Source organism: Streptomyces sp. SYSU D01066-1, from assembly GCF_054956795.1.
In genome coordinates, this window is the sequence record NZ_JBUDHV010000015.1 from 105,158 (window position 1) to 128,716 (window position 23,559).

General features: G+C 72.3%; 22 protein-coding genes and 1 pseudogene. 11 read left to right on the plus strand and 12 right to left on the minus strand.

Translation table 11 applies throughout. From position 1 onward, the window contains the following. Entirely contained in the window at nucleotides 1-1,446 is a 1,446-nt protein-coding gene (locus ACY1JF_RS16915) for a hypothetical protein (protein ID WP_462705955.1), read from the plus strand. 88 nt (nucleotides 1,447-1,534) lie between these two features. On the opposite strand, the gene ACY1JF_RS16920 is transcribed toward ACY1JF_RS16915, so the two are convergent. Beyond that, nucleotides 1,535-2,215: a TetR/AcrR family transcriptional regulator gene (locus tag ACY1JF_RS16920; protein WP_383257279.1), complete on the minus strand. Its 681-nt coding sequence runs from the start codon at nucleotides 2,213-2,215 to the stop codon at nucleotides 1,535-1,537. Between the two features lie 131 nt (nucleotides 2,216-2,346). Here ACY1JF_RS16920 and ACY1JF_RS16925 point away from each other — a divergent pair, with 131 nt between their 5' ends. The 3 genes from ACY1JF_RS16925 to ACY1JF_RS16935 all read left to right on the plus strand — a co-directional run bounded on the left by ACY1JF_RS16925 (nucleotide 2,347) and on the right by ACY1JF_RS16935 (nucleotide 5,992). Next, on the plus strand, nucleotides 2,347-3,663 hold the full coding sequence (locus ACY1JF_RS16925; RefSeq protein ID WP_383257282.1) for an MFS transporter: 1,317 nt from the start codon (nucleotides 2,347-2,349) through the stop codon (nucleotides 3,661-3,663). Nucleotides 3,664-3,704: 41 nt separating this feature from the next. Continuing rightward, nucleotides 3,705-5,468, plus strand: coding sequence for a glycoside hydrolase family 3 protein (locus ACY1JF_RS16930; protein WP_462705956.1), 1,764 nt, complete (start codon nucleotides 3,705-3,707; stop codon nucleotides 5,466-5,468). 62 nt (nucleotides 5,469-5,530) lie between these two features. Beyond that, complete coding sequence (locus tag ACY1JF_RS16935; RefSeq protein ID WP_383257288.1) at nucleotides 5,531-5,992, plus strand: nuclear transport factor 2 family protein; 462 nt, start codon at nucleotides 5,531-5,533, stop codon at nucleotides 5,990-5,992. Between the two features lie 645 nt (nucleotides 5,993-6,637). On the opposite strand, the gene gdhA is transcribed toward ACY1JF_RS16935, so the two are convergent. The 9 genes from gdhA to ACY1JF_RS16980 are packed head-to-tail and all read right to left on the minus strand — an operon-like array spanning nucleotide 6,638 to nucleotide 14,918. Further along, nucleotides 6,638-7,984: an NADP-specific glutamate dehydrogenase gene (gene gdhA / locus ACY1JF_RS16940; protein ID WP_383257293.1), complete on the minus strand. Its 1,347-nt coding sequence runs from the start codon at nucleotides 7,982-7,984 to the stop codon at nucleotides 6,638-6,640. Nucleotides 7,985-8,015: 31 nt separating this feature from the next. Continuing rightward, entirely contained in the window at nucleotides 8,016-8,591 is a 576-nt protein-coding gene (locus ACY1JF_RS16945) for a TetR/AcrR family transcriptional regulator (RefSeq protein ID WP_383257296.1), read from the minus strand. A 32-nt stretch (nucleotides 8,592-8,623) separates the two neighbouring features. After that, nucleotides 8,624-9,793: a pyridoxal phosphate-dependent aminotransferase gene (locus ACY1JF_RS16950; RefSeq protein ID WP_383257297.1), complete on the minus strand. Its 1,170-nt coding sequence runs from the start codon at nucleotides 9,791-9,793 to the stop codon at nucleotides 8,624-8,626. 42 nt (nucleotides 9,794-9,835) lie between these two features. Beyond that, on the minus strand, nucleotides 9,836-10,624 hold the full coding sequence (locus ACY1JF_RS16955; protein ID WP_462705957.1) for an SDR family oxidoreductase: 789 nt from the start codon (nucleotides 10,622-10,624) through the stop codon (nucleotides 9,836-9,838). A 49-nt stretch (nucleotides 10,625-10,673) separates the two neighbouring features. Further along, nucleotides 10,674-11,696 (minus strand): 5-oxoprolinase subunit C family protein, encoded by a 1,023-nt coding sequence (locus ACY1JF_RS16960; RefSeq protein WP_462705958.1) that lies wholly within the window; start codon nucleotides 11,694-11,696, stop codon nucleotides 10,674-10,676. Beyond that, nucleotides 11,693-12,430 (minus strand): 5-oxoprolinase subunit B family protein, encoded by a 738-nt coding sequence (locus ACY1JF_RS16965; RefSeq protein WP_462705959.1) that lies wholly within the window; start codon nucleotides 12,428-12,430, stop codon nucleotides 11,693-11,695. The genes ACY1JF_RS16960 and ACY1JF_RS16965 overlap by 4 nt, the downstream gene beginning before the upstream one ends. A gap of 18 nt (nucleotides 12,431-12,448) precedes the next feature. Next, nucleotides 12,449-13,270, minus strand: coding sequence for a LamB/YcsF family protein (locus ACY1JF_RS16970; RefSeq protein ID WP_462705960.1), 822 nt, complete (start codon nucleotides 13,268-13,270; stop codon nucleotides 12,449-12,451). A 47-nt stretch (nucleotides 13,271-13,317) separates the two neighbouring features. Further along, entirely contained in the window at nucleotides 13,318-13,515 is a 198-nt protein-coding gene (locus ACY1JF_RS16975; RefSeq protein ID WP_462705961.1) for a hypothetical protein, read from the minus strand. A gap of 26 nt (nucleotides 13,516-13,541) precedes the next feature. After that, nucleotides 13,542-14,918, minus strand: coding sequence for an MFS transporter (locus ACY1JF_RS16980; RefSeq protein ID WP_462705962.1), 1,377 nt, complete (start codon nucleotides 14,916-14,918; stop codon nucleotides 13,542-13,544). Nucleotides 14,919-15,385: 467 nt separating this feature from the next. Here ACY1JF_RS16980 and ACY1JF_RS16985 point away from each other — a divergent pair, with 467 nt between their 5' ends. The 7 genes from ACY1JF_RS16985 (at nucleotide 15,386) to ACY1JF_RS17015 (ending at nucleotide 21,977) form a co-directional block, all read left to right on the plus strand. Next, nucleotides 15,386-16,024: an RraA family protein gene (locus ACY1JF_RS16985; protein ID WP_462705963.1), complete on the plus strand. Its 639-nt coding sequence runs from the start codon at nucleotides 15,386-15,388 to the stop codon at nucleotides 16,022-16,024. Next, nucleotides 16,021-17,088, plus strand: a complete 1,068-nt coding sequence (locus ACY1JF_RS16990) for a D-2-hydroxyacid dehydrogenase (RefSeq protein ID WP_462705964.1) — start codon at nucleotides 16,021-16,023, stop codon at nucleotides 17,086-17,088. The genes ACY1JF_RS16985 and ACY1JF_RS16990 overlap by 4 nt, the downstream gene beginning before the upstream one ends. A 58-nt stretch (nucleotides 17,089-17,146) precedes the next feature. After that, a complete protein-coding gene (locus ACY1JF_RS16995) occupies nucleotides 17,147-17,917 on the plus strand; it encodes an SDR family oxidoreductase (RefSeq protein ID WP_462705965.1) in 771 nt (256 codons plus the stop codon). 14 nt (nucleotides 17,918-17,931) lie between these two features. Next, nucleotides 17,932-18,975, plus strand: a complete 1,044-nt coding sequence (locus tag ACY1JF_RS17000) for an L-idonate 5-dehydrogenase (RefSeq protein WP_462705966.1) — start codon at nucleotides 17,932-17,934, stop codon at nucleotides 18,973-18,975. Nucleotides 18,976-19,027: 52 nt separating this feature from the next. Beyond that, the gene (gene gndA / locus ACY1JF_RS17005; RefSeq protein WP_462705967.1) at nucleotides 19,028-20,479 is read left to right on the plus strand and encodes an NADP-dependent phosphogluconate dehydrogenase; all 1,452 of its coding nucleotides are present in this window, start codon (nucleotides 19,028-19,030) and stop codon (nucleotides 20,477-20,479) included. 914 nt (nucleotides 20,480-21,393) lie between these two features. Further along, on the plus strand, nucleotides 21,394-21,588 hold the full coding sequence (locus ACY1JF_RS17010) for a ribbon-helix-helix protein, CopG family (protein WP_037672007.1): 195 nt from the start codon (nucleotides 21,394-21,396) through the stop codon (nucleotides 21,586-21,588). Continuing rightward, nucleotides 21,585-21,977, plus strand: coding sequence for a type II toxin-antitoxin system death-on-curing family toxin (locus ACY1JF_RS17015; RefSeq protein ID WP_462705968.1), 393 nt, complete (start codon nucleotides 21,585-21,587; stop codon nucleotides 21,975-21,977). The genes ACY1JF_RS17010 and ACY1JF_RS17015 overlap by 4 nt, the downstream gene beginning before the upstream one ends. Before the next feature lie 100 nt (nucleotides 21,978-22,077). Here ACY1JF_RS17015 and ACY1JF_RS17020 read toward each other — a convergent pair. Together ACY1JF_RS17020 and ACY1JF_RS17025 are read right to left on the minus strand one after the other, a co-directional pair. Next, nucleotides 22,078-22,815, minus strand: a pseudogene (locus ACY1JF_RS17020) (transposase family protein). Between the two features lie 3 nt (nucleotides 22,816-22,818). Then, nucleotides 22,819-23,082, minus strand: a complete 264-nt coding sequence (locus tag ACY1JF_RS17025) for a hypothetical protein (RefSeq protein ID WP_462705969.1) — start codon at nucleotides 23,080-23,082, stop codon at nucleotides 22,819-22,821. Nucleotides 23,083-23,559: the final 477 nt, after the last annotated feature.

The following is a 23,559-nucleotide window of genomic DNA, read 5'->3' on the forward strand; positions in this document are numbered from 1 at the left end:
ATGTATGTGAAGACCATCAAGAAGACGAGCAAGTCCGGCACCGTCCGCTACCTGCACCTGGCCCACAACGAGTGGGACCCGGTCGTCGGCCGGTCGGTCCCGAAGGTCCTGTACACCTTCGGCCGGGAGGACCGGCTCGACCACGCCGCCATCAGGCGCCTGATCGGCTCACTGTCCAGGCTCGTGACGGCGGAGGAGGGCCCCGCCCGGCCGCCGGCAGCCGACCCGGGGCCCGGCCGAGGCGACATCCGGCTGCTCGACCGCCTCTGGCGGTCCCTCACGATCGACACGGCGATCCTCGACCTCGCCGCGGACACCCACCGGGACCCGGCCGGCCGGCAGGCCGTCGAACGGCTGCTGTTCGCGCTCGTCGCAGCCCGGACCCTCGCACCGTCGGCCCGGCTCCTCGACTTCGACCGGCTCCCGCGCGGACACGGCCACGAGGTGCCCGGCACGGCCGACGAGGGCTCCCTCACCGGGCTCGCGCACTGGATCGACGACGTGCGCGGCGAGTTGGAGAGCCGGATCGTCCAGGCGGTCACCGCCCGTCGGGACGTGGACACCAGCCGGGTGATCCTGCATGACAGCAGCCTGTACTTCGAGACCGGGCGGCGGCCCGGACAGCGACTGACCACCGTCCCCGTCACCCTGGCCGTCACCCGGGAAGGCGTACCGCTGTACTGCAGACCGCAGGAGCACGACGGCACGGCCCACGCGTGCGAACCGCCTCCGGCGGGACTCCTGGCCACCGCTGTCATCCGGATCCACGAACACACCGGGCGCGAGGGTAACGTCCCGTCCCGACCGGACGCACCCGACGCGTCCCCGGCCGTGCGGGCCGCTCCCGGCGCCCGCGTTCCGGACGTCGAGACGGCGCTGAGCCGTCCGGGGCGGTACCGCGGCCTGACGCCCACCGTGCGCGTCAAAGAGGTACGCGACGGCACCTTCGGCGGACGGCTCGTCCTCTGCCACGACCGGGTCCGCGCCGCGCAGGACGGCGCCGCGCGGCTGCGCCTGCTCACCGAGGTGCGGGACGCGATCACCGCCACCGACGCGCTCGGCGACCGGGAGCGGAGCGCGATCCACGCCCGGCTCGCCGGCCATCCGCGGCTGGCGCCCTACGTACGGGTCACCGCGGCCGGCCGGCTGCGCGTCGACCGGACGCGGGTGCGGAGCGCCCAGCGGGCCGACGGCAAGTTCCTCCTGCACTGCCCGGACGACTCGCTCAGTGCCGAGGAGGTGGCCAGGGCTTACCTGCGGCTGCGGGACACCGACCGGCGGTGGGCCGACCTGCGCCAGGTGGTCGACCTGCGCGGGTGGCCGCACGGGACCGGTGTGGGCGTGCGCGTCCACCGCTTCCTGTGCTGGCTGGCCCTCCTGCTCGCCTGTCTCGCCGAGACCGGTGAGCAGCCGCGACCGCCTCGCCGAGGCGGCGGGCCGGTCTGAGCGCCCGCGGACGCGGGCGGCCGACGGCCGGCCCCCCGTGCCGGCCGCCCCGGCGCGGGCAGCGGACGCCGCGCCGCACCGGCGTGGGTCAGTCCAGGCCGTGGCCGTCCGTCGTCAGGGACCGGGCGAGCCGGTCGAGGTAGGCGCGGTAGTCGGCGACGAAGTCGAGGCGGCCCTGGGACAGCGCCCACTGCACCTGGAGGCCGTCGGAGACGGCGAGGATCTCCCGGGCCACCTGGTCGGGGTCGGTCCCGGGCCGGAGCCGGCCGGCGGTGAGCGCCCCGCGCAGCCCCGTGGCCAGGGCGCGGGCGGCCCCCTCGTAGCGGGCGGTGAAGAAGGCGTGGGCCGGGTGGGCGGCGTCGGTCGCCTCCACGGAGAGCCGGGCGAAGAGCTCGATGAGGCCCGGTTCGGTGAGGTTGTGCGCGGCCAGCGCCAGGACGGCCCGGAACTGCTCGCGGACGTCGTCGTGCGGCACCGACCCGTGCACCTTGAGGTAGTTGCGCTCCTCGCGCGCCTCCAGGACCGCCATCAGCAGCTTCTCCTTGCTGCCGAAGTGGTGCAGGACCACGGTGGCCGACGTCCCGGCGTCGGCGGCGATCGCGGCGAGGGACGAGTTGAGGTAGCCGCCGCGGGAGAAGCGGGCGGTGGCCGCGTCGAGGATCGCCGCGCGCCGGGCGTCGGCCGCGGCGTACGTCCCCGAGGACCGCCGCCGCCGCCTCGGCCGGCCGGTCGGTTCCTGCGCCACGGTCGCATCCGGTCTGTTCTCCATCGGCACCAGAGTAACGATCCGCGCGGTGTGACCTGTGACGCCCGATAAAAGTATTGGACCTATTCAGTTTTTATTCTACTGTTCACGCACCCGCCCGCCGTCGTGCTGGGCCAGAGCCGCTGGAGCGTGCCATGAACGACCAGGACACGGTCGGCAGACCGGCTGTCACCGCCACCGGAGACACCCCCGAAGCCGGCACCGGAGCCGACACCTCCCGTCCCGCCGTCTCGTCCGGCGCCTTCATCACCGGACTGATCGCCGCCCAGTGCCTGTCGTTCGCGGCGGTCTTCACCCCGATCCTCGTGTCGCTGTCGCTGCGCGTGAGCGAGCTGGAACCGCAGCACAAGACGGCCTCCCTCAGCCGGGTGCTGGCCGTCGGCGCGGTCCTCGCGCTGATCGCCAACCCGCTGTTCGGCGCGCTGTCGGACCGCACCACCTCCCGGTTCGGCCGCCGCCGCCCCTGGCTGCTGGCCGGCGCCCTGGTCGCCGCCCTCGGCACCCTCCTGTGCGGCACCGCCGGGAGCATCGGCACGCTGACGGTGGGCTGGGCCGTCACCCAGCTCGGTGCCAACGCCGTGTACGCCGCCCTGCTCGCCACCATCCCCGACCGCGTCCCCGAGCACCTCCAGGGCCGGGTCTCGGGCGCGGTGGGGATGACGCTGTACGTCGCCATGGTGCTCGGCACCGTCCTCGCCCAGCCGCTGCTGCACCACACCCTGCTGCTGTTCCTGGTGCCCGGACTGCTCGGCCTGGCCGGTGTGGCGGCGCTGGTGTGGCTGATGCGGGACGACGCCCCCGCCGACCGGACGGCGCTGCCGCCCTTCCGGTTCGGCGCCTTCCTGCGCTCCTTCTGGGTCTCGCCGCGCCGTCACCCCGACTTCGCGTGGAACTTCTGCGGCCGCTTCCTGATGTTCTGCGGCATCTCGACGATGACCGGCTACCAGTTCTACTTCGCCGTGGACCGGCTGGGCCAGAGCGTCACCGAGGCCTCCTCGACCGTCGCCGTCGCCGCCGTGGTCACCATGGCCGGCACCGTCGTCGGCTCGCTGGCCGGCGGCTGGCTGTCCGACCGCACCGGCCGCCGCAAGGTGTTCGTCTTCGCCGCGGCGCTGATCTCGGTCGTCGGCCTGGCGCTGACCGCGTACGCCGGCACCACCGCCTCCTTCTGCGTCGCGGTCGCCGTCTTCAGCCTCGGTCTGGGCTCCTACATGGCCGTGGACACGGCCCTCGCCATCGGCGTGCTGCCCGACCGCGCCCAGGCGGCCAAGGACCTCGGGGTGCTCAACATCGGCAACACCCTGCCGCAGTCGCTGATCCCCGCCGTCGCCCCCGTCCTCCTCGGCATCGGCAGCGCCGCCGGCACCAACTACGGCGCGCTGTACCTGTTCGGCTCCGCCTGCGCGCTGGCGGGCGCCTTCGCCATCCACTTCGTCCGCGCGGTCCGCTGAACCGCCCACCACCCCCCCACCTTCGAAGGAACGAACCACCCATGCGCTACCGCGACAGCCGACTGCCCGTGCTGGAGCGGGTCGAGGACCTGCTGCCCCGGATGACCTTGGAGGAGAAGGCCGGTCTGCTCTTCCAGACCATGGTCACCCTGCACCCCGACGGCACGCTCGTCGACGACCCGGCCCAGGCCCCGGCGGCCCCGGCCCGGACGATGATCGGCGAACTCGCCATGAGCCACTTCAACGTGCTCGGCGCGGCCGGGCCCCGCGAGATGGCCGAGTGGCACAACCGCCTCCAGGCCCTCGCCGAGGAGACCCGGCTCGGCATCCCGGTGACCCTCTCCACCGACCCGCGCCACTCCTTCACCGACAACCCGGGCACCGCGATGCGCTCCGGCCCGTTCTCCCAGTGGCCCGAGACCCTGGGCCTGGCGGCCGTCGGCGACCCCGACCTGGTCCGCCGGCACGCGGACACCGTGCGCCGCGAGTACCTCGCCGTCGGCCTGCGGGTCGCCCTCCACCCCCAGCTGGACCTGGCCACCGAACCCCGCTGGTCCCGGATCTCGGGCACCTTCGGCGAGGACGCCGACCTCACCGCGCGGCTGGGCGCCGCCTACATCGAGGGCCTGCGCGGGCCGGGCGGCACCCTGGGTCCCGACAGCGTCGCCGCCATGGTCAAGCACTTCCCCGGCGGCGGACCGCAGAAGGACGGCGAGGACCCGCACTTCGCCTACGGCCAGGACCAGGTCTACCCGGGCGGGCGTTTCGACTACCACCTGCGGCCGTTCGAGGCGGCCGTCGCCGCGGGCGCCACCCAGATGATGCCGTACTACGGCAAGCCGGTCGGCACCCCCTACGAGGAGGTCGCCTTCGGCTTCAACCGTGACGTCGTCACCGGCCTGCTGCGCGAACGGCTCGGCTTCGACGGCATCGTCTGCACCGACTGGGCGATCATCAACGACCATCCGATCATGGGCGAGCCGCACCCCGCCCGGGCCTGGGGCGTGGAACACCTCAGCCCCTCCGAACGCGTCCTGAAGGCGCTGCACGCCGGCGTCGACCAGTTCGGCGGCGAGCACTGCCCCGAACTCGTCGTCGGCCTCGTCCGCTCCGGACAGCTCGCCGAGTCCCGCCTGGACCTGTCGGTGCGCCGGCTGCTCGCCGAGAAGTTCCGCCTCGGCCTGTTCGACGACCGCCGCTACGTCGACCCGGACGCCGCCGAGGCCACCGTCGGCCGCGCCGACTTCCGCGCCGCCGGCGCCGCCGCCCAGCGGCGTTCGGTCACCGTCCTCAAGCCGGGTCCGTTGCCGCTGACCGGCCGGCCCCGGCTGTACGTCGAGGGAGTCGACCCGGCGGCCTGCGCCCCGTACGGCGACGTCGTCGAGGACCCGGCCGGCGCCGACCTGGCCGTGCTGCGCCTGGGCACCCCCTACGAGCCCCGGCCGGGTCTGTTCGAGTCCTTCTTCCACGCGGGCCGGCTGGACTTCCCCGAGGAGCGGCTCAAGGAGATCCTCGCCCTGCTCGACACCGTCCCCACGGTCGTCGCCGTCCACCTGGAGCGGCCCGCCGTCATCCCGGAGATCGCCGACCGCGGCGCCGCGCTGCTCGCCGTCTACGGCGCGTCGGACACCGCCCTGCTCGACGTGGTCTTCGGCCGGGCCCGCCCCGAGGGACGGCTGCCGTTCCAGCTGCCGCGCTCCATGCGGGAGGTGGAGTCGGGCCGGCCCGACGTCCCCCAGGAGAGCGCCGACCCGCTGTTCCCCTTCGGCCACGGGGAACCCGCCCCTGACCGCCCGCAGCGCTGAGCACCTCGCTGCGCGCCCCGCCCGGCGGAGCACGTCCGCCGGCCGTACAGAAAGAAGCACCCATGCCACCGGTCAACCCCCCGACCAGCCCCGCCGAGCAGCTCCAGTGGCTGGTCGACCGCGCCGCGATCAGCGACCTGCTCATCGACTTCGCCCGTGCCCTGGACGACAAGGACTGGGCGGGGTACGCCGCCAACTACGCCGAGGACGGCGTCCTCGCCATCGCCCCGGGCATCTCGCACACCGGCCGGGCGGGCCTGGACGAGTTCGTCGCGGGCAGCCTCGGCCGGTACGCGGGCACCCACCACCTCAGCACCAACCACGCCATCACCGTCGACGGGGACACCGCCACCACCCGCTCCTACCTGGTGGCCGCCCACGTCCTGGACGCCGACGACCCCTTCCGGCACGCCGACGGAGCCGGCTGGTACCTCTGCCGGCTCCGCCGTACCCCGGAGGGCTGGCGGTTCACCCACGTCACCCTGGAGATCCGCTACCTGTCGGGCGAGCCCCTCATCCACTGAGCGCGAAGTCCGCGGCGGCCCACGCCACGACGGTCCGGGTGGACTTCCGCGGCACCCGTCCGGGGACGGCCGCCCGCCCGTCCGAGAGCACCCGCGTCCCGCAGCCCAGCGCGGTGGAGACCGCGTCGGTTGTTCCACGGGGGCCGGGTGGGAGCCGTCCGGCGCGGGGCCGACGTGGTCGACGCACCCGCGGCCACCCGCCGGACCCCGTTCCTCGTCGTGCGTGGACGGCGTCGCGGACAGCAGCAGGCCGGCGGCCCGGCCGCCGGGGCCGGGGCGTCGCGGTAGGTGCCCAGCCGGTCGCACGGGCCGTCGACGGCGAGCCGGCGGCCGGACTCGGACTCGGTGGCGTGCACGCGGTGCGTCCCGTAGGACTCCATCGGCTCGGCCGGACGGGTCACTTCGGCGGCTCGGTCCTGTGGGACGTCATCAGGAGCCCGGCGGCGTCGATGCCCGGGGTGCGGCCGGCGGCGACCGCCAGCCTCTCCGACAGCCGCGGGACCTCGGACACGAGGTCCGCGCCGGTGCCGCCCGGGCCGACTCCGACAGCGGGCGGGCGGGGACCGGGCACCCCGGGCCGGCGCCGGTGCTGGGCGCCGACCGTCCTGCCGGGCCGGCGTCCGGTCCGGCCCGCACCGCGGACGGTCAGATGACGCCCTGGGCCGTCATCGCCTCCGCGACCCGCAGGAACCCCGCGGTGTTGGCGCCGAGCACGTAGTCGTCGCCGTCGCCGCCGTAGGTCTCGGCCGTCTCGCGGCACCGCGCGTGCACCTGCCGCATGGTCTGCGCGAGTGTGCTCTCCGTCCGTTCGAAGCTCCAGGAGTCACGGGCGGCGTTCTGCCGCATCTCCAGAGCGGAGGTCGCCACCCCGCCCGCGTTGGCCGCCTTGCCGGGGCCGAACAGCACCCGGGCGTCGCGGAACACCTCCACCGCCTCCGGTGTGCACGGCATGTTGGCGCCCTCGGCGACGGCCAGCACGCCGTTCTTCACCAGGGCCACGGCGTCCTGCTGACGCAGCTCGTTCTGGGTGGCGCACGGCAGGGCGATGTCGCAGGGCACGTCGAACACCGAACCCCGCGCGGAGAACCGGGCGGTGGGCTTCGCCTCGGCGTAGGCGGCGAGGCGGGCGCGGCGCACCTCCTTCACCTCCTTGAGCAGCGCGAGGTCGATGCCGTCCTCGTCGACGAGGTAGCCGGAGGAGTCCGAGCAGGCGACCACGCGTCCACCCAGGGCGTGCGCCTTCTCGACCGCGTACAGGGCGACGTTCCCCGACCCGGAGACCACCACCCGGCGCCCGTCGAAGTCCTGACCCCGGGTGGCGAGCATCTCCTGGGCGAAGTACACGGTGCCGTAGCCGGTGGCCTCGGTACGGGCCTGCGAACCGCCCCAGCCGACCGGCTTGCCCGTCAGCACACCGCTCTCGTAGCGGTTGGTGATCCGCTTGTACTGGCCGAAGAGGTAACCGATCTCGCGGCCGCCCACGCCGATGTCCCCGGCCGGCACGTCGGTGTGCTCGCCGAGGTGCCGGTACAGCTCGGTCATGAAGGACTGGCAGAACCGCATCACCTCACCCTCGGACCGGCCCTTGGGGTCGAAGTCGGACCCGCCCTTGCCGCCGCCGATCGCCATTCCGGTCAGCGCGTTCTTGAAGATCTGCTCGAAACCCAGGAACTTGACGATGCCGAGGTTCACGCTCGGGTGGAAGCGCAGGCCCCCCTTGTACGGGCCGAGCGCGCTGTTGAACTCCACCCGGAAACCGCGGTTCACCCGTACCGCGCCCTGGTCATCCACCCACGGCACCCGGAACATGAGCTGACGCTCCGGTTCGCACAGCCGCTCCAGCAAGCGGCTCTCCGCGTACTCCGGCCGGGCCCGGAGTACCGGTTCGATCGCGGTCAGGACCTCACGCGCGGCCTGGTGGAACTCCGCCTCCCCCGGGTCGCGCCGGCACAACTCGGCGTAGACGGACTCGATGTGGGCGCTGACGTCCATGGGTGTGCTTTCTCCCTGTGGTTCCCGTAGTTCACAGCCGCTGGGTGGCCCAGCCGATCAGGGCGCCGCGCAGGGCCGCCAGGAGACGGGTGGCCGCCTCCTCCTCGCTGCGCCCGCTCTTGATGAGGTCGAGGATGTCGCGTGGGTCGAACAGCGCGTTCCAGAGATACAGGGCCTCGTCGCCGAGGTCGCCCAGGCCGAGTTCCTCGGTGGTCTGCCGCAGTGGTTCGGCGAGCGCCTCGGCCTGCGGGACGAGGTAGCCGGTGTGCTCCCGCAGCCGCTCCAGGTAACCGCGGTGGGAACGCATCTGGGCCATCGCGCCACCGTGCTCCAGGACCAGGGACACCCAGTACCGGGACACGGCCTCCAGCCTGGCCATGCCCGTCACGGTCCGCTGGGCGCTGAAGTCCCGCAAGTCCTCGCCCACTTGGGCACGGAACGCGTGCAGTACCTCCTCGACGGAGGAGAAGTGGCGGTAGGCCGTCGCGGTGGACACCTCGGCGTGCTTGGCGATCTCGGCCAGGCTGACCGGCTCCGGGGAGTTCTCGAACAGGAGCGCGGCGGCCTTGATGAGGTGCCTGCGGTTGCGCTCGGTGTCACTGCGCATGGGGCGACTTCTCCTCGCGTCGGGGGTGGTGGTCACCGCAAGGCGGCGAAGCCGAGGGCGAGTCGGCGCACGCCCTCGGTGATGGCCTGCGGGCTGGCAGCGTACGACAGGCGCAGGTGTCCCTCACCGCACGCGCCGAACTCACTGCCGGGGCGGACCGCCACGCCGTGCGACCGCAGGGCGGCGACGACCTCCACCGACGGCAGGTCCACGTCGTAGCGCGGGAACTGGTAGAACGCGCCCTCCGGCGAACTGAGCGTCAGGCCGGGGATCCCGGCCAGCGCGTCCCGCATGATGTCGCGCCGCTGGACGTACGCCTCACGCATCCGCCGCACGTCCGCCTCGCAGCTCTCCACCGCGACCAGCGCCGCGTCCTGGATGAAGGTGTTGACCGAGCCGTTGAACGTGTTGTGGATGCGGGCGGCGGCCTGGATCAGCTCGGAGGGGCCCCAGAGGTAGCCCACGCGCCAGCCGGTCATCGCGTAGCTCTTGGAGAAGGTCTGGCAGTACACGGTGCGCTCGCGCAGCCCGTCCAGTGAGACCGCCGAGGTGAAGGGCCGGCCGGTGAAGTCCAGCGCGGAGTACGCCTCGTCGGAGATGACGATGGTGTCGGTGCCGTCGAGCAGCCGGGCGAGCGCCTGGAGTTCCTCGCGGCTGTGCACGATGCCGGTGGGGTTGACGGGGTTGCAGAAGACGAAGAGCCGGGCGCCGGTGAGGGCGTCGGCCAGCCGGTCCAGGTCCCAGTGCAGGTCCGGTCCGAGCGGCACCGGCACGACCACCCCGCCGGCCATGCTGACCAGGTCGGCGTAGAGGGAGTAGGTGGGGTCCGGGACGACGACCCGGTCACCCGGGTTGACGACAGCGAGGATCGAGGCGGCGAGACCGGCGGTGCCGCCCTGGGTGATCAGGACGTCCCCGGCGCTCGCGGGCGCTCCGGCCAGTGCGGTCAGCCGCTCGGCCAGCGCCTCGCGCAGGTCCGCCTCGCCGAGCAGCGGCGAGTAGTGCGTGCGGCCGTCGCGCAGCGCCCGGAAGGCGGCCTCGGTCACCGCCTCGGGGGTGTCGAAGTCGGGTTCGCCCATGGCGAGGGAGACCAGGTCGCCGCGGGACTGCGGCTGCTGGGTGCGGCGGGAGGCGGCGGCGATCCGGGCGACGGCGTCGGCCGCGGTGAAGGCGGGGGTCGGTGCGGTGAGGGTGGGGGGCATCGGAGCTCTCCTGGTGGCGGTCGCGGTGACGGGTGTGCGGGCTTACGGCCGGGCGTCGGCGGGAGCGCCCGCCCAGCGGCTGATCTCCAGGTCGCCGGAGGTGTCGCGCTGCCGGGTGGGGGCGACGACCATCTCCTGGAGCACGACCCGCTGGGGCAGGGTGACGGCGAGCCGGATCGCCTCGGCCACGTCCACCGGCTGCACCATGTTCAGCCGCTCCTCGGCGGCCGGCGGCCGGGCCCGGTTGTCGAGGATCGGGGTGTCCGCCTCGCCGGGCAGCACGGTGATCGCGCGCAGCCCCTGGTTGCGGAAGGTGTTGTGCAGGAACGTCATGAAGTTGCGGACGCCGGCCTTGGCCGCGCCGTAGGCCGCGCCGCCCAGCAGGTTGGGGTTGACGGCGGCGAGCGAGGAGACGGTCACGATGGTGCCGGTGCCGCGGCCGAGCATGTCCGGCAGCACGGCCTGGGTGAGCTGGAAGACGGCCGTGAGGTTGACGTCGAGCACCTGGCGCCACTCCTCGTGCGGCAGCCACTGCGGGTTGAGCACCGAGGAGGAGCTGCCCGCGTTGTTCACCAGGATGTCGACGGGCCCGAACTCGGCCCGGGTGCGCTCCAGTACGCGGTCGACGTCCTCGGCGCGGGTGATGTCGGCGGCGAGGGCCAGGGCCGTGCCGCCCTCGTCGCGGACGGCGTCCGCGACCTCGTCGAGGGCCTGCTGCCGGCGGCCCAGCAGGACCACGCGGATGCCGTCCCGGGCCAGCAGCCGTGCGGTCTCCAGGCCCATTCCGCTGCCTGCTCCCGTGATGAGCGCGGTCTTGGCCGACGTCGTCACCGGGCCACCTCCTTGATCGGTTCGAGCATGGTGAAGTGATATTCGATGTTCAATTGAGAATATCTTCTCGGTTCATGTGCGACAAGGGCACGGGGAAACCGAGCGCGGCGAACGCCTCGGCGACCGCGTCGCGCAGGGTCCGCACCTCGGCCGCACGCCGCGCGGACCGGCGCAGACAGGTCTCCCGGTCGGTCCAGCGGAAGCGCAGCCGGCGTCCCGGTCCCGCCTGTCCGAGCAGGGGCAGGCAGGCCCGCGAGGCGATGCCGACGATCGGGTAACCCGCCGTCAGGCTCCGGTAGCGGCCGAGCACGATGAGTTCGTCCGCGTGCGGGATCTGCAGCGCTCCGACCGGTACCCCGTGCGAGACGATCTCGGTGTCGCCGTCCGGGTGCAGCACCGGACCGTCGAGCCGGAGCCCCACGTGGTCGGAGCGGGGGGTGACGGTGTACACCGAGTCCTCGATCAGCTCCCGGACACCGGGGATGTTGTCGCTGCCGCTGGTCGCGACGGTGTCGACCGTCCAGGTGTCCTCGTCGAACCGCGGGACGGGCACGGGCAGCCGGAACAGCGACGCCGCGAAGGGCTGACGCGAGAAGCCCCGGAACTCCGTCGCCAGCAGCACCCGGTCACCCCGGTTCACGGTCTGCCCGAACCCCATCCGGGCGTCCGGCGCGGCGCTGCCCAGCAGCCGTTTCGCGGCCAGCGTGCCGTTGACCGCCAGGTAGGAGCGCATGCCGCGGCCGGTGTCCGGGCGGACCCGGACCTCCTGCCCGGCCGGCACCACCAGGGGGGTCCAGGCGCCCGCCGGCGCCCCCGCCACGGTCACCTCGGCGGGGGCGCCGGTCACCGCCAGGAGTACGTCGGCGTCCGGCACCAGGGCCAGTTCGCCGCCGAGGCTCTCCAGCAGCGTCGCGTGCGCGGGGTTGCCCGCCAGCAGGTTGGCGACGACCGCCGCGTGCTGGTCGGCCGCACCGCCGGTGGGCACGCCGAGCTGCTCGGACCCGGACCGTCCGAGGTCCTGGAACGTCGTGACCCAGCCGGTGCGGGTGATGTCGAGTCCCACGGTCGTCATGCGCGTTCCTCCACCGGCAGCAGGAAACCGGCGTCCAGACCGTCCGCTTCGGCCCGGGTCACCGGGCGGAAGCGCACGACGTCACCGGGGGCGAACGAGACGGGTCGTGGACGGGTGATGTCGACGATGGTGTACGGGGTGCGGCCGATCACCCGCCATCCGGTGGGCCCGGGGAACGGTTGGATGATGGCGTTGGTGCCCGCGATCATGACCGACCCGGGGACCACGTCGGTGCGCGGTTCGGCCCGCCGGCGCACCGGCCGGGGCACCTTCAGCCCGTCCATCATGGGCGCCATCGCCGCGCCCAGCAGGGAGATGGTGAACGTGGAGTCGGCGACGGCCTCGGCGACCCCGGCGGGGGAGAGGTCCAGTTCCCCGGCCACCGACGCCAGGTCGGGGCCCGCCTCGTCGTCGAAGACGACCGGGATCTCGAAGGTGCGGGTCTGCCGCGCGCCGCCCGCGCCCGCGGTGGGCGCGGGCGCCCACCGCGCGACCAGGCGGGCGGCGTACTCCACGTGCGGGAGGTCCGTCCGCAACGGGTCGAACTCGACGAGCAGCGACTCCAGACCGGAGACGACATCCAGGACGCCGGGCGGCCGGTGGGCCAGGAAACGGTCCCGGAAGGCGACGATCGCGGCCCTGCGGGTCGCCTGCTCGGGGTGGGGGATGGTCACCATGACCGCCGAGTCCCCGAAGGGCTCGACGGTGAGGGCGCCGTACGGTGCTGTGGTCATCGCCTGGTCCGCCCGGCCTCAGACGGCCGGCGCGGCCTCCGTCTTCCCGGCCTTCGCCTTCTCCGCCAGCACGTCCCGCAGACCGGTGACCCGGATGCCCTCGGCGTCCAGTGCGGCGCGCAGCGCGGTGCCGTTCTCCAGCACCGTGGGGTGGTCGCCGTGCAGCAGCAGGATGTCGGCGTCGTGCCCGAGCGGGACCACGTTGCCGTCGACGGAGCGGACCGTGCCCTCGCGCACGACCTGCCTGGCGCGCTCACCGATCAGCTGCGGGTCGTGGATCAGGCCGCCCTCGTGCGAGCGCGGCACCGGCATGCCGTCGTCGCCGTAGCCGCGGTCGGCCAGGAAGACGTAGCCGACCTCCAGGCCGCGCTTGCGGGACTCCTCGGCGAGCAGGCCGCGCTGGCAGATGACGATGTAGTCCTTGTTGTACGCGGCGATGGCGTCGGTGATGGCGCGGGCGTGCTTGGCGTCGGTCTGCGCGATCGAGCCCATCCGCCCGTGCGGTGCGACGTGGCTGATGGTGCCGCCGTGCACCCGGGCGAAACCGTCGAGCGCGCCGAGCTGGTAGAGCACGTCGGTGCGGATCTCCTCCTCGGTGGCCTCGATCAGCCGGCGGCCGAAGCCCACCAGGTCGGGGTAGCCCGGGTGGGCGCCCAGCTCGATGCCGCGCTCGACGCACTGGGCGACGGTGCGGTCCATGATGCGCGGGTCCCCGGCGTGGAAGCCGCAGGCGATGTTGGAGGAGGTGACGAGGCCGAGCAGGGCCTCGTCGTCGCCGATGGTGTAGTTGCCGAAGCTCTCGCCGAGGTCGGCGACGACGGCTACGGAGTTGATGCCCATGTGATTCTCCTGGTGCGCGTTCTGCGGGTTCTGCGGGTTCTGCGGGTTCACGGTCCGGCGTGGGGCCGGGAGCGGGAGCTCGCCCGGAGGAGGGCCGCGGGCGGGACGAGGGCGACGGGATACTCGCCCCGCTCGATGGCCCGCTCGACGTATTCGGTGACGGCCCAGTTGGTGCGGACCGTGTCCACCGCCCGCGGCCGGCGCGGCGGGTGTCCCTCGGGGCCGGGTGCGCGGACACGTCCCATGGTGTCTCCCTTCTGTGGACGGCGGTTCAGCGGGCGGCGAGCGGCCGGCCTTTGGTCTCGGTGACGAAGACCAGGCTGACCAGGGTGATGAGGGCGGTGAGGATGGCGGCGAACGCGGGCACCAGCTGGGACCCGGTCGACTCGATCAGTTCGGTCATCACCAGCGGGGCGCTGCCGCCGAAGATGATGGTCGAGAGGGAGAAGCCGATGCTGTAGGCGGAGTAGCGCACCGTGGTCGGGAACATCTCGGCGAGCACCGTGTGGATGACCGCCGCGTGGCCGGAGAAGGCCACGGCCAGCACGACGGTGCCGACGCAGGCGAGCCCGATCCGGCCCGTGGTGATGAGACTGAACATCGGGTACGAGACGAGGGCCATCGCGATCGCGGAGCCGGCCAGCACGGGCTTGCGGCCGATCCGGTCCGACAGACGGGCCATCAGCGGGATGCAGACGGCGACGGCGACCAGGCTGACCGCGGTGACCAGCAGTGCCCGCAGCATCGAGAAGTTGTTCTCGCCGAGCGAGGTCTTCAGGTAGGTCGGCATGTAGACGAACAGCAGGTAGTAGCCGGGGCCGTTGAGGGCGGGCAGGAAGACGGTCAGCGCGATCGCCTTGCGGTGCCGGGACGAGCCGAGCGCCTCGCGCAGCGGGTTGCGCGCGACGGTGTTCTGCTCGCGCAGCGCCTCGAAGTGCGGGGTCTCCTCCAGCCGGCGGCGGATGTAGAAGCCGACGTAGCCGAGCGGGACGGCGAGCAGGAACGGCACCCGCCAGGCCCAGGAGGCCATCGCGTCGTCGCCGAGCACCGTGATGAGCAGGGCGGACAGCACGCTGCCGACCATGAGGGCGACGAACGATCCGACCGCGATGAAGCTCATCATGTAGTTGCGGCGGTGGTCCGGCGCGTACTCGCCGACGAAGGACATCGCACCGGCCACCTCGCCGCCAGCGGAGAAGCCCTGGAGCACCCGCAGCAGCACCAGCAGAACAGGGGCGGCGACACCGATGACACCGGCGGACGGGATCAGGCCGATGGCCGCGGTGGAGGCCGAGATGAGGATGAGCAGGGCGGCGAGCAGGCTCTTGCGGCCGATCCGGTCCCCGATGTAGCCGCAGATGACACTGCCGAAGGGCCGCGCGACGAAGCTGACGAGGAAGCCGACGTTGGTGAGGAACAGGCTGCCCGCGTCCGCCTCGCCCATGATCGTGAGGGCGAGGTAGGTGACCAGCAGGCCGTAGATGCCGTAGTCGTACCACTCGACGAAGGAACCGATGGCCCCCGCGACGGTGGCCTTGCGGACGACCTTGTCGTGGGGGGAGACGACGTCGACGGCCGCGGCGTCGGTGGCGTCCGACGCTGCTTCGTGACGATCTGGGGTGGTGCCGAGCCGATCTGACGTTGTCATACGCGTTCACTTTCGGTGTCGCGGACCCGGGTGAGGTGTCCTGACGGCGTCGGGATACGCCTGTTCGCCCCGGTGCGGCGGGGGACGGAGGGGAGATCCCGGGAGAGGGAGTGACGTGTCCGAGGGCTACCGGCGTGCCTGTCGAAGCGCCGGGCCCGAGGTGCGACTTGAGTTGCGAATGAGAATAGGTTCGCATTCTCGCGCCGGTCAAGGAATCGTGTTGCCTCGAAGTTAACCTTCCGCTTCGGTTGTGATTCCCCGTCCGAAACGCGGATCGGGAGGCGGTCCGCCCGCAGCTCACCCTTGTGCTGAGCCGTCGATGGATGCAGACTGACCCAGGCGAAACGCGAAAGTTTTCGCACTTCCCGGACGGGCAAGTGACGCCCCACGCCCGCTGCCCGCGCGGTGCCGCGCGGCCACGGTCTCTTCCGTCACCACCACGATCCCCCTCCCGCAAGGAGTTGCCGATGACCGAGGACAACGTGCGCGTCCAGCCCGAGTGGAACCGCGTCGACCAGAAACTGCTGGACCGGTTCCGGGCCCACTCGGTGGCCAACCTCGGCGACGCCCTGGACCGGCTGAACATCGTCGACGGCGGCATCGTGCCCGTCTGGACCGGCGCCAAGGCCGTCGGCACGGCGCTGCCGGTGCTCTCCGTGGCGGGCGACAACAAAGCCGTGATCGCCGCGCTGGAACACATCCGCCCCGGCGACCTGCTGGTCATCAACGCCTTCGGCCACGACGGCCGGGCCATCATGGGCGACAACCTCGCCCAGCGCTTCGCCGTCCACGGCGCGACCGGCGCGGTCGTGGACGGCTACGTCCGCGACGCCGCCATCATCGAGGAGCTCGCCTTCCCGGTCTTCGCCCGCGGCCTCACCCCCGCCGGCCCCTTCAAGAACGGCCCCGGCACCATCGGCGAAGCGGTCGCCGTCGGCGGTGTCGTGGTCCACCCCGGCGACATCGTCGCCGCCGACGGCGACGGGGTCATCGTCATCCCGCCGCACCGGGCCGAGGAAGCGCTCGAAGCGGTCGAGGCCATCGTCGCCCGGGAGGCCGCCCTGGACGCCGAGGTCGAGGCCCTGCGCGCCGAGGCCGCCCGGTGACCGCCGCGCCCGAGCCGCCGGCCCGCCTCAGGGTCGCGGTCACCGCCCCGCTGTCCGAGGAGAACCGCGCCCGCGTCAAGGAGCTGGAACCGCGCGTCGACCTCGTCGTCGACCCCTCGCTGCTGCCCCCGATGCGCTGGCCCGCGGACTTCGCCGGCGACCCCGACTGGCGCCGCACCCCCGAGCAGCAGCGCGCCTTCGAGGCAGCGATCGACTCCGCCGACGCGCTGTACGGCATACCCGACGTCGACCCCGCCGCCCTGGCCCGCGCCGTACGGGCCAACCCGAAGCTGCGCTGGGTGCACACCATGGCCGCCGGCGGCGGCGGCCAGGTCAAGGCCGCCGGACTCGACGCCGGCGAACTGGACCGGGTCGCCTTCACCACCTCCGCCGGCGTGCACGGCCGTCCGCTGGCCGAGTTCGCCGTCTTCGGCGTGCTCGCGGGCGCCAAGCACCTGCCCCGGCTCCAGCGCCAGCAGCGGGCCCGGCAGTGGACCGGCCGCTGGACGATGGGCCAGGTGAGCCGGCAGACCGTGCTCGTGCTGGGCCTCGGCGGGATCGGCCGCTGTGTCGCGGCGTCGCTGCACGCGCTGGGCGCCACCGTCGTCGGCACCAGCCGCCGGGAGGTCACCGTGCCCGGGGTCTCCCGCGTCGTCCACCCCGGCCGGATCACCGAACTGGCCCCCGAGGTGGACGCCGTCGTCAACACCCTGCCCGGCACCGACGCCACCCACCACCTGCTCGGCAAGGAGTTCTTCGACGCGCTCCAGCCGGGTGCCACGGTCGTCAACGTCGGCCGGGGCACCGTGGTCGACGAGACCGCACTGGTCGCCGCGCTCGACTCCGGCCGGGTCGGCTTCGCCGCCCTGGACGTCTTCGAGACCGAACCGCTGCCCGCGCACAGCCCGCTCTGGGACGACGGCCGGGTACTGGTGAGCCCGCACACCGCGGCACTCGACGCGGCCGAGGACCGGCTCATCGCCGAGCTCTTCGCGGCCAACGCCACCCGCCTGCTCGACGGGCAGCCACTCCTCAACCGCGTCAACACGGTCGAGTTCTACTGAGCCCCGCCCCGCCCCACCGCAGCACGCAACGACCGAACGACCAGGAAGACCATCACGCATGACCTCCCCCTTCGATCTGACCGGCACTGTGGCCCTGGTCACCGGATCGAGCCGCGGCATCGGACTGGGCATCGCCGCCGGGCTCGCCGAGGCCGGCGCCACCCTCGTACTCAACGGGGTCGACCCGGTCCGCCTGGAGACCGCCCGCGCCGCGCTCGCCGACCGGTTCGGCAAGGACCGCGTGGCGGCCCGCGCCTTCGACATCACCGACGAGGACGCCGTCGCCGCGGCCCTCGACTCGGCCGAATCCGAAGTCGGCCCGCTGGACGTCCTGGTCAACAACGCCGGCGTCCAGCACCGCGAACCCCTCCTCGACGTCAGCCTGGACAACTGGCAGCGGGTGCTCGACACCAACCTCACCGGCGCCTTCGTCACGGGCCGGCAGGCCGCCCGCCGGATGCTGCCGCGCCACGCCGGCAAGATCATCAACATCTGCTCGGTCCAGACCGACCTCGCCCGCCCCACCATCGGCCCCTACACCGCGGCCAAGGGCGCCCTGCGCAACCTGACCCGGGCCATGACGGCGGAATGGGCCGGCCAGGGCCTGCAGATCAACGGCATAGCCCCCGGCTACATCCACACCGAGATGACCCAGAACCTCGTCGACGACGAACAGTTCAACTCCTGGATCCTCGGCCGCACCCCGGCCCGGCGCTGGGGCACGGTGGCCGACGTCGTCGGCCCCGCCGTCTTCCTCGCCTCCAGGGCCTCCGACTACGTCAACGGCCAGGTCGTCTTCGTCGACGGCGGCATGACGGCCGTCGTCTGAGAAGGGAACCGCCCATGTCCACCCAGTCCCCGCGCACCACCACCGCGGTCGTCGCGCACGGCGCCGGCGACGTCCGGGTCGAGGAGGTCGCCCTGCGCGCCCCCGAGCCGCACGAGGCCGTCGTCACCGTCGCCTACGGCGGAATCTGCGGTTCCGACCTGCACTACTGGAAACACGGCGCGGTCGGCGAGTCGGTGCTGCGGGCCCCGATGGTCCTCGGCCACGAGGTCGTCGGCACCGTGCTGCGGGCGGCGTCCGACGGCAGCGGCCCGGCCGCCGGCACCCGGGTCGCGGTCCACCCCGCGCGGCACGAACCCACCGACGTCCGCTTCCCCGAGGACCGGCCCAACCTCTCGCCGGGCGTGCGCTACCTCGGCTCCGCCGCCCGCTTCCCGCACACCGAGGGGGCCTTCGCCCGCGAGGTCGTGCTGCCCGCGGCCATGCTTCGCACCCTCCCCGGCCACGTCGACCTGCGCGTCGCCGCCCTCGCCGAACCGGCCGCCGTCGCCTGGCACGCCGTCTCCCGCGCGGGCGACGTCCGCGGCAAGCGGGTCCTCGTCGTCGGCAGCGGCCCCATCGGTGCCCTCGCCGTCGCGGTCGCCCACCGCGCCGGAGCCGCCGAGATCGTGGCCGTCGACCTGCACGACACACCCCGCCGGATCGCCACCGAGGTGGGCGCCGCACGCACCCTGCACGCGGGCGACACCGGGGCCGTCGCCGCCGTCGACGCCGACGTGGTGATCGAGTCCTCCGGCAACCACCGGGGCCTGGCCTCCGCGCTGCGCGGCGCCACCCGGGGCGGCACGGTGGTCATGGTGGGGCTGCTGCCCCAGGGCGACCAGCCGGTGCAGATCGCCCACGCCATCTCCCGGGAGCTGCACCTGACCGGCTCCTTCCGCTTCAACGACGAGATCGACGACGTGATCGCGGCCCTCGGTGAGGGCTCCCTCGCCGTCGCGCCGGTCGTCACCCACTGCTTCTCCGCCGCCGACGCCCTGGAGGCGTTCGCCGTCGCCGCCGACGCCTCGGTCTCCGGCAAGGTCCTCCTCGCCTTCTGACCCGCCCGCCGCCCCGCACGCGACCGTCCCCACCGAAACGGAAGAACCACACATGACCACCCGCGCAACGGCCAACATCGGTGTCATCGGACTGGCGGTGATGGGCGCCAACCTGGCCCGCAACCTCGCCTCCCGCGAGGGCAACACCGTCGCCGTGTACAACCGCACCCACGCCCGCACCGCCGAACTCGTCGCCGCCCACCCCGAGGCCGGGTTCGTCGCCGCCGAGTCCATCGACGACTTCGTGGCGTCGCTGGCCCGGCCGCGTACCGCGATCATCATGGTCCAGGCCGGCGCGGGCACGGACGCGGTGATCGACCAGCTCGTCGACCGGTTCGAACCCGGTGACATCATCGTGGACGGCGGCAACGCCAACTTCCAGGACACCATCGCCCGGGAGAAGCGGATCGCCCCCACCGGCATCCACTTCGCCGGAGTCGGCATCTCCGGCGGCGAGGAAGGCGCCCTCAAGGGTCCGTCGATCATGCCCGGCGGCTCGGCGGAGTCCTACGAGACCCTCGGCCCGGTCCTCGCCTCGATCGCCGCGGTCGCCGAGGGCGAGCCCTGTGTCACGCACGTGGGCACCGACGGCGCCGGCCACTTCGTCAAGATGATCCACAACGGCATCGAGTACGCCGACATGCAGCTCATCGGCGAGGCGTACGACCTGCTGCGCACGGTCGGCGGCCTGGAGCCGCACGCCATCGCCGACGTCTTCGCCGAGTGGAACAAGGGCCCCCTGGAGTCCTACCTGATCGAGATCACCGCGGAGATCCTGCGGCAGGTCGACTCCGCCACCGGGAAGCCCTTCGTCGACATCGTCCTCGACCAGGCCGGCTCCAAGGGCACCGGCGTGTGGACCGTGCAGAACGCCCTCGACCTCGGGGTCCCGGTGGGCGGCATCGCGGAGGCCGTCTTCGCCCGCGCCGTCTCCTCCAAGCCGGACCAGCGCACGGCCGTAGGCCGGCTCGGTATCGCCCGCCCCGCGCCCCAGGAGGCCGGCCCCGGCTTCGCCGAGGACATCGCCAAGGCGCTCTACGCCTCCAAGGTCGTCGCCTACGCGCAGGGCTTCGACGCGATCACCGTCGGCGCCGCCAAGTACGACTGGGACATCCGCAAGGACCGCGTGGCCAGGATCTGGCGGGGCGGCTGCATCATCCGCGCGCGCTTCCTCGACCGGATCGCCGAGGCGTACACCGACAACCCCGACATCACCACCCTGCTGGAGGCCCCGTACTTCGCGCGGGCGATCAGCGAGGGCCAGGACGCCTGGCGCCGCATCGTCGCCCTCGCCGTCCGCTCCGGCATCCCGGTGCCCGGGTTCAGCTCCGCGCTGAGCTACTACGACTCCCTCGCCGCGGCCCGCCTCCCCGCCGCGCTGGTCCAGGGCCAACGCGACTATTTCGGCGCCCACACCTACCGGCGCACCGACCAGGAGGGAACGTTCCACACCCTCTGGGCCGGTGACCGCACCGAGGTCCGGACGGAGACCGGCTCGCACTGACCACCGGCGACCGTCCGTGCTCTTCAGGGCGCGGACGGCCGCCGGCCGGCCGGACGGGGAGCACCACGTCTTCGTCTCGGCCGCAGATTGCGCCACGCGAACCACCGACTGCCGGCACGGTCGCGATCTCATCTCACCAACCGGGTGTCGCCCGAAGCGGAAATCGCCCAGGGAACGTCGGCGCCGGACCCGGCTGACGGACTCCCTCCGCCGGGGCACGGCAGTATCGGGCCTGGGGTACGGGCTCCGTATCTGCCGATCCGGCCGCGGTAGTGGCACCAGGGTGGCCAGCTCGCTCACGCACGTCCAGGCCCGGTGACGGTCGACCGACTTGACCAGTTGGCGGACGGTCGTGAGCAGGGCGCAACCGGGTGTGGCATGCAGCGGTCGCTGTAGGAGGGCCGTAGCGAGTGATGCGCGGGCGGCGAGCGCGGCAATAACGCAGTACTGGTCCGTATGACGCTCGTTTGACGCTCCGAGGGGTCACATGCAGGACGGTGAGTCGGGAAACAGGCTTTGAGCAGGGCTTTTCTGGGATCCGCTCAGATCGACATCTTTCCGATGACGTCGCATGTTGAGTGCGTGGCGATTCTCGAGCCTGCGGGAAAGGGTGCCTGACCTGCGGTTTTGTTGCTCTGGTGGGTTGCTCGACCTGTTTCCCTCTGTGTAGCGGGTTCGAGCGGACGGATCACTCTCGTACCTCGCTGACCTGCGGATTCGTGAGCGAGGTGCTTGCATCGGTGACGCCTTCAGCGGGTCGTTCGGAGATTCGTGACGCTCGGATGACGCTCGAAGTGGAAGTCTTTGCTGCGCCGCCGCAGGTGATGCGAGTGACCGTTCGGCCCCACTTTCCTTGGAGGCCGAGAACGCGGCCCGACCGCACCAATTTGATACCGGTCAGGTATCATCTCTGTATGGCGATGACTCTCCGGCTCCCCGACGACCTTGACGCGAAGCTCACCGAGCGGGCCCGCCGGGAGGGTCGTAGCAAGCAGGAACTTGCCATCGAGGCCATCCGTGACGCGCAGAACAGGGCCGAACTGAAGGTCGATGACGTCTTGGCCGAGCTCATGGACAGCGATGCGGAGATCCTGGACTACCTGAAGTGACCGGCGTCCGCTACGTCCAGATCGACGAGATCCTGGTCATCGCCCGTGCGGTCAACGGGACCGACCACAGTGTGCGTGACCTGGGCCTTCTGGTGTCGGCGATCGAGCGGCCCCGGACGAACGTGTTCAGGGCCGAGTTGTATCCCACGCTGCACGAGAAGGCTGCGGCACTGCTGCACTCCGTCGCCCGCAATCACGCGCTGATCGACGGCAACAAGCGCACCGCCTGGCTCGCCATGCGTGTCTTCCTGCGCTTCAACGGCGTCAGCGCCAGTACTGTCCCGCCGCCCGTCCCCGTTGCCGGCCCGTTCGTCGAGGACGTCGCGCAGGACAACATCGATGTACCGGCCATCGCCAAGCGCCTCTCGATCTGGTTCCCCCTTTCCTGACGTTCGGCATCGTGTGGTGCGGGACCAAAAGAGGTCTGGAAAGCGATGCCGGCTCCACGCGTTCCGCTTTTCTTGGATCAGTGAGCGTTTGCCATCTTGATCAGTTGGCGAGTTCGAGGGTGACGACGGCTCGGGTGACGGCGGTGATCCGGGTGGTGCTGCAGCGGAGCTTGCGCAGGATCCGCCAGCCCTTGAGGGTGGCCATGGCGCGTTCGCCGAGGCTGCGGATCTTGGCATGGTCCCGGTTGTGACGCCGGCGCCGGCCGCGCAGGCTCCTGCCGCGGAGCGGGAGGCGGATGGCGGGGCCTGTACCCTGGTACGCCTTGTCGGCCCAGCACTTGATGTTGTCGGCGGTCGGAGCGGCCGGGATGTCGTGGGTCCGGGCCGCGGTCAGGTCGTGGGTGGCTCCCGGCAGTGCGTCCGAGGCTCAGATCAGGCGTCCGGCCGGGTCGGCGAGGACCTGCAGGTTCATGCCGTGATGCTTTTTCTTTCCCGAGTGGTACGGGCGGTCGGCGGCGATGCGGTCGATGGGCAGGAGCGTGCTGTCGAGGATCACGTAAGCCTTCCGGGGGCCGTGTCCATGGCCTGCTCCAGCGTCGGAGCCGACGCGGCCAGGAGGTTGACGGCCTCGCGGATGTAGCGGTGGTCCGTCGCGATTCCGATGCGGAAACCCGCGGCCAGGCGGGCAGGGGGGCCGCCCCGGGCCGGAGGCTGGGGGAGTGTCATCGCAGCGCAGGTGCGCGAGGACGAGCAGGGCCTGCCGGCCGCAGGTGAGGCGGCGCCAGCGGGAGCCGATCCGGCGCCGGTGCCCCGCGAGCAGACCGGCGAGACGCTGCAGGGTCTATGCTGCGCCCAAGTCACAGGCTCGTGCAGCGACGCCGGGGTGGATGTACGCGTCACTCAGAATGGCGTAGCACAGCGTCCAGTCCCTCTGCGCGTGGTAGCAGCCGTAGAAGTGGTCGATGTCGTAGGAGTAGCCCTGGCTTTGCAAGTAGTCCAGGCAGGCGTCGGTGTCGGCTTGGGCTGCGGGGGCAGCGAAGAAGACGCCTGAGACAGCCAGGGTGACTCCCCCGAGCGTGGTGGCGATTTTACGGATGACGTTCATGGGAAGACCTCCACATGTTGCCCCGTATAGGGGCCGTGTTGTACTACGGCATGCATGCCTTGGCCAGGGACGAGCGAATCGTTGCCGTATGGGGCGTGCGGGAGCACGTCACAGCGCAGCGGCGCTGTGACGGCACGCTCTCTGGTGGCGGATGCTGGCGCGTGCCGGACTGTTTCAGCTTTACCCGCCCGTCGTCGTGCACCTCGATGGACGCCTTCGCCGTCGGCTCCGCCTCTTCCAGACGCTCGGCGAATTGCCATCCGGCGTCCAGGCCCCGCACCGGCGCCGCCAGGTGTCCGGTGACAGCCTGTCCAGGCTCAGCCCGGCCGGTACTCCTCCTCCACCGCCGCAGTCTCATCCTGCCCGTCAGCGGCTGTCCTGGCCGTACACGCCAGCTTCTGCCTCCTTGGTCAGGATCGGGCTCACATAGAGCATGGTCGTTGCGTCGACCGCGCGCACCTGCGTGAGGTGTACGCG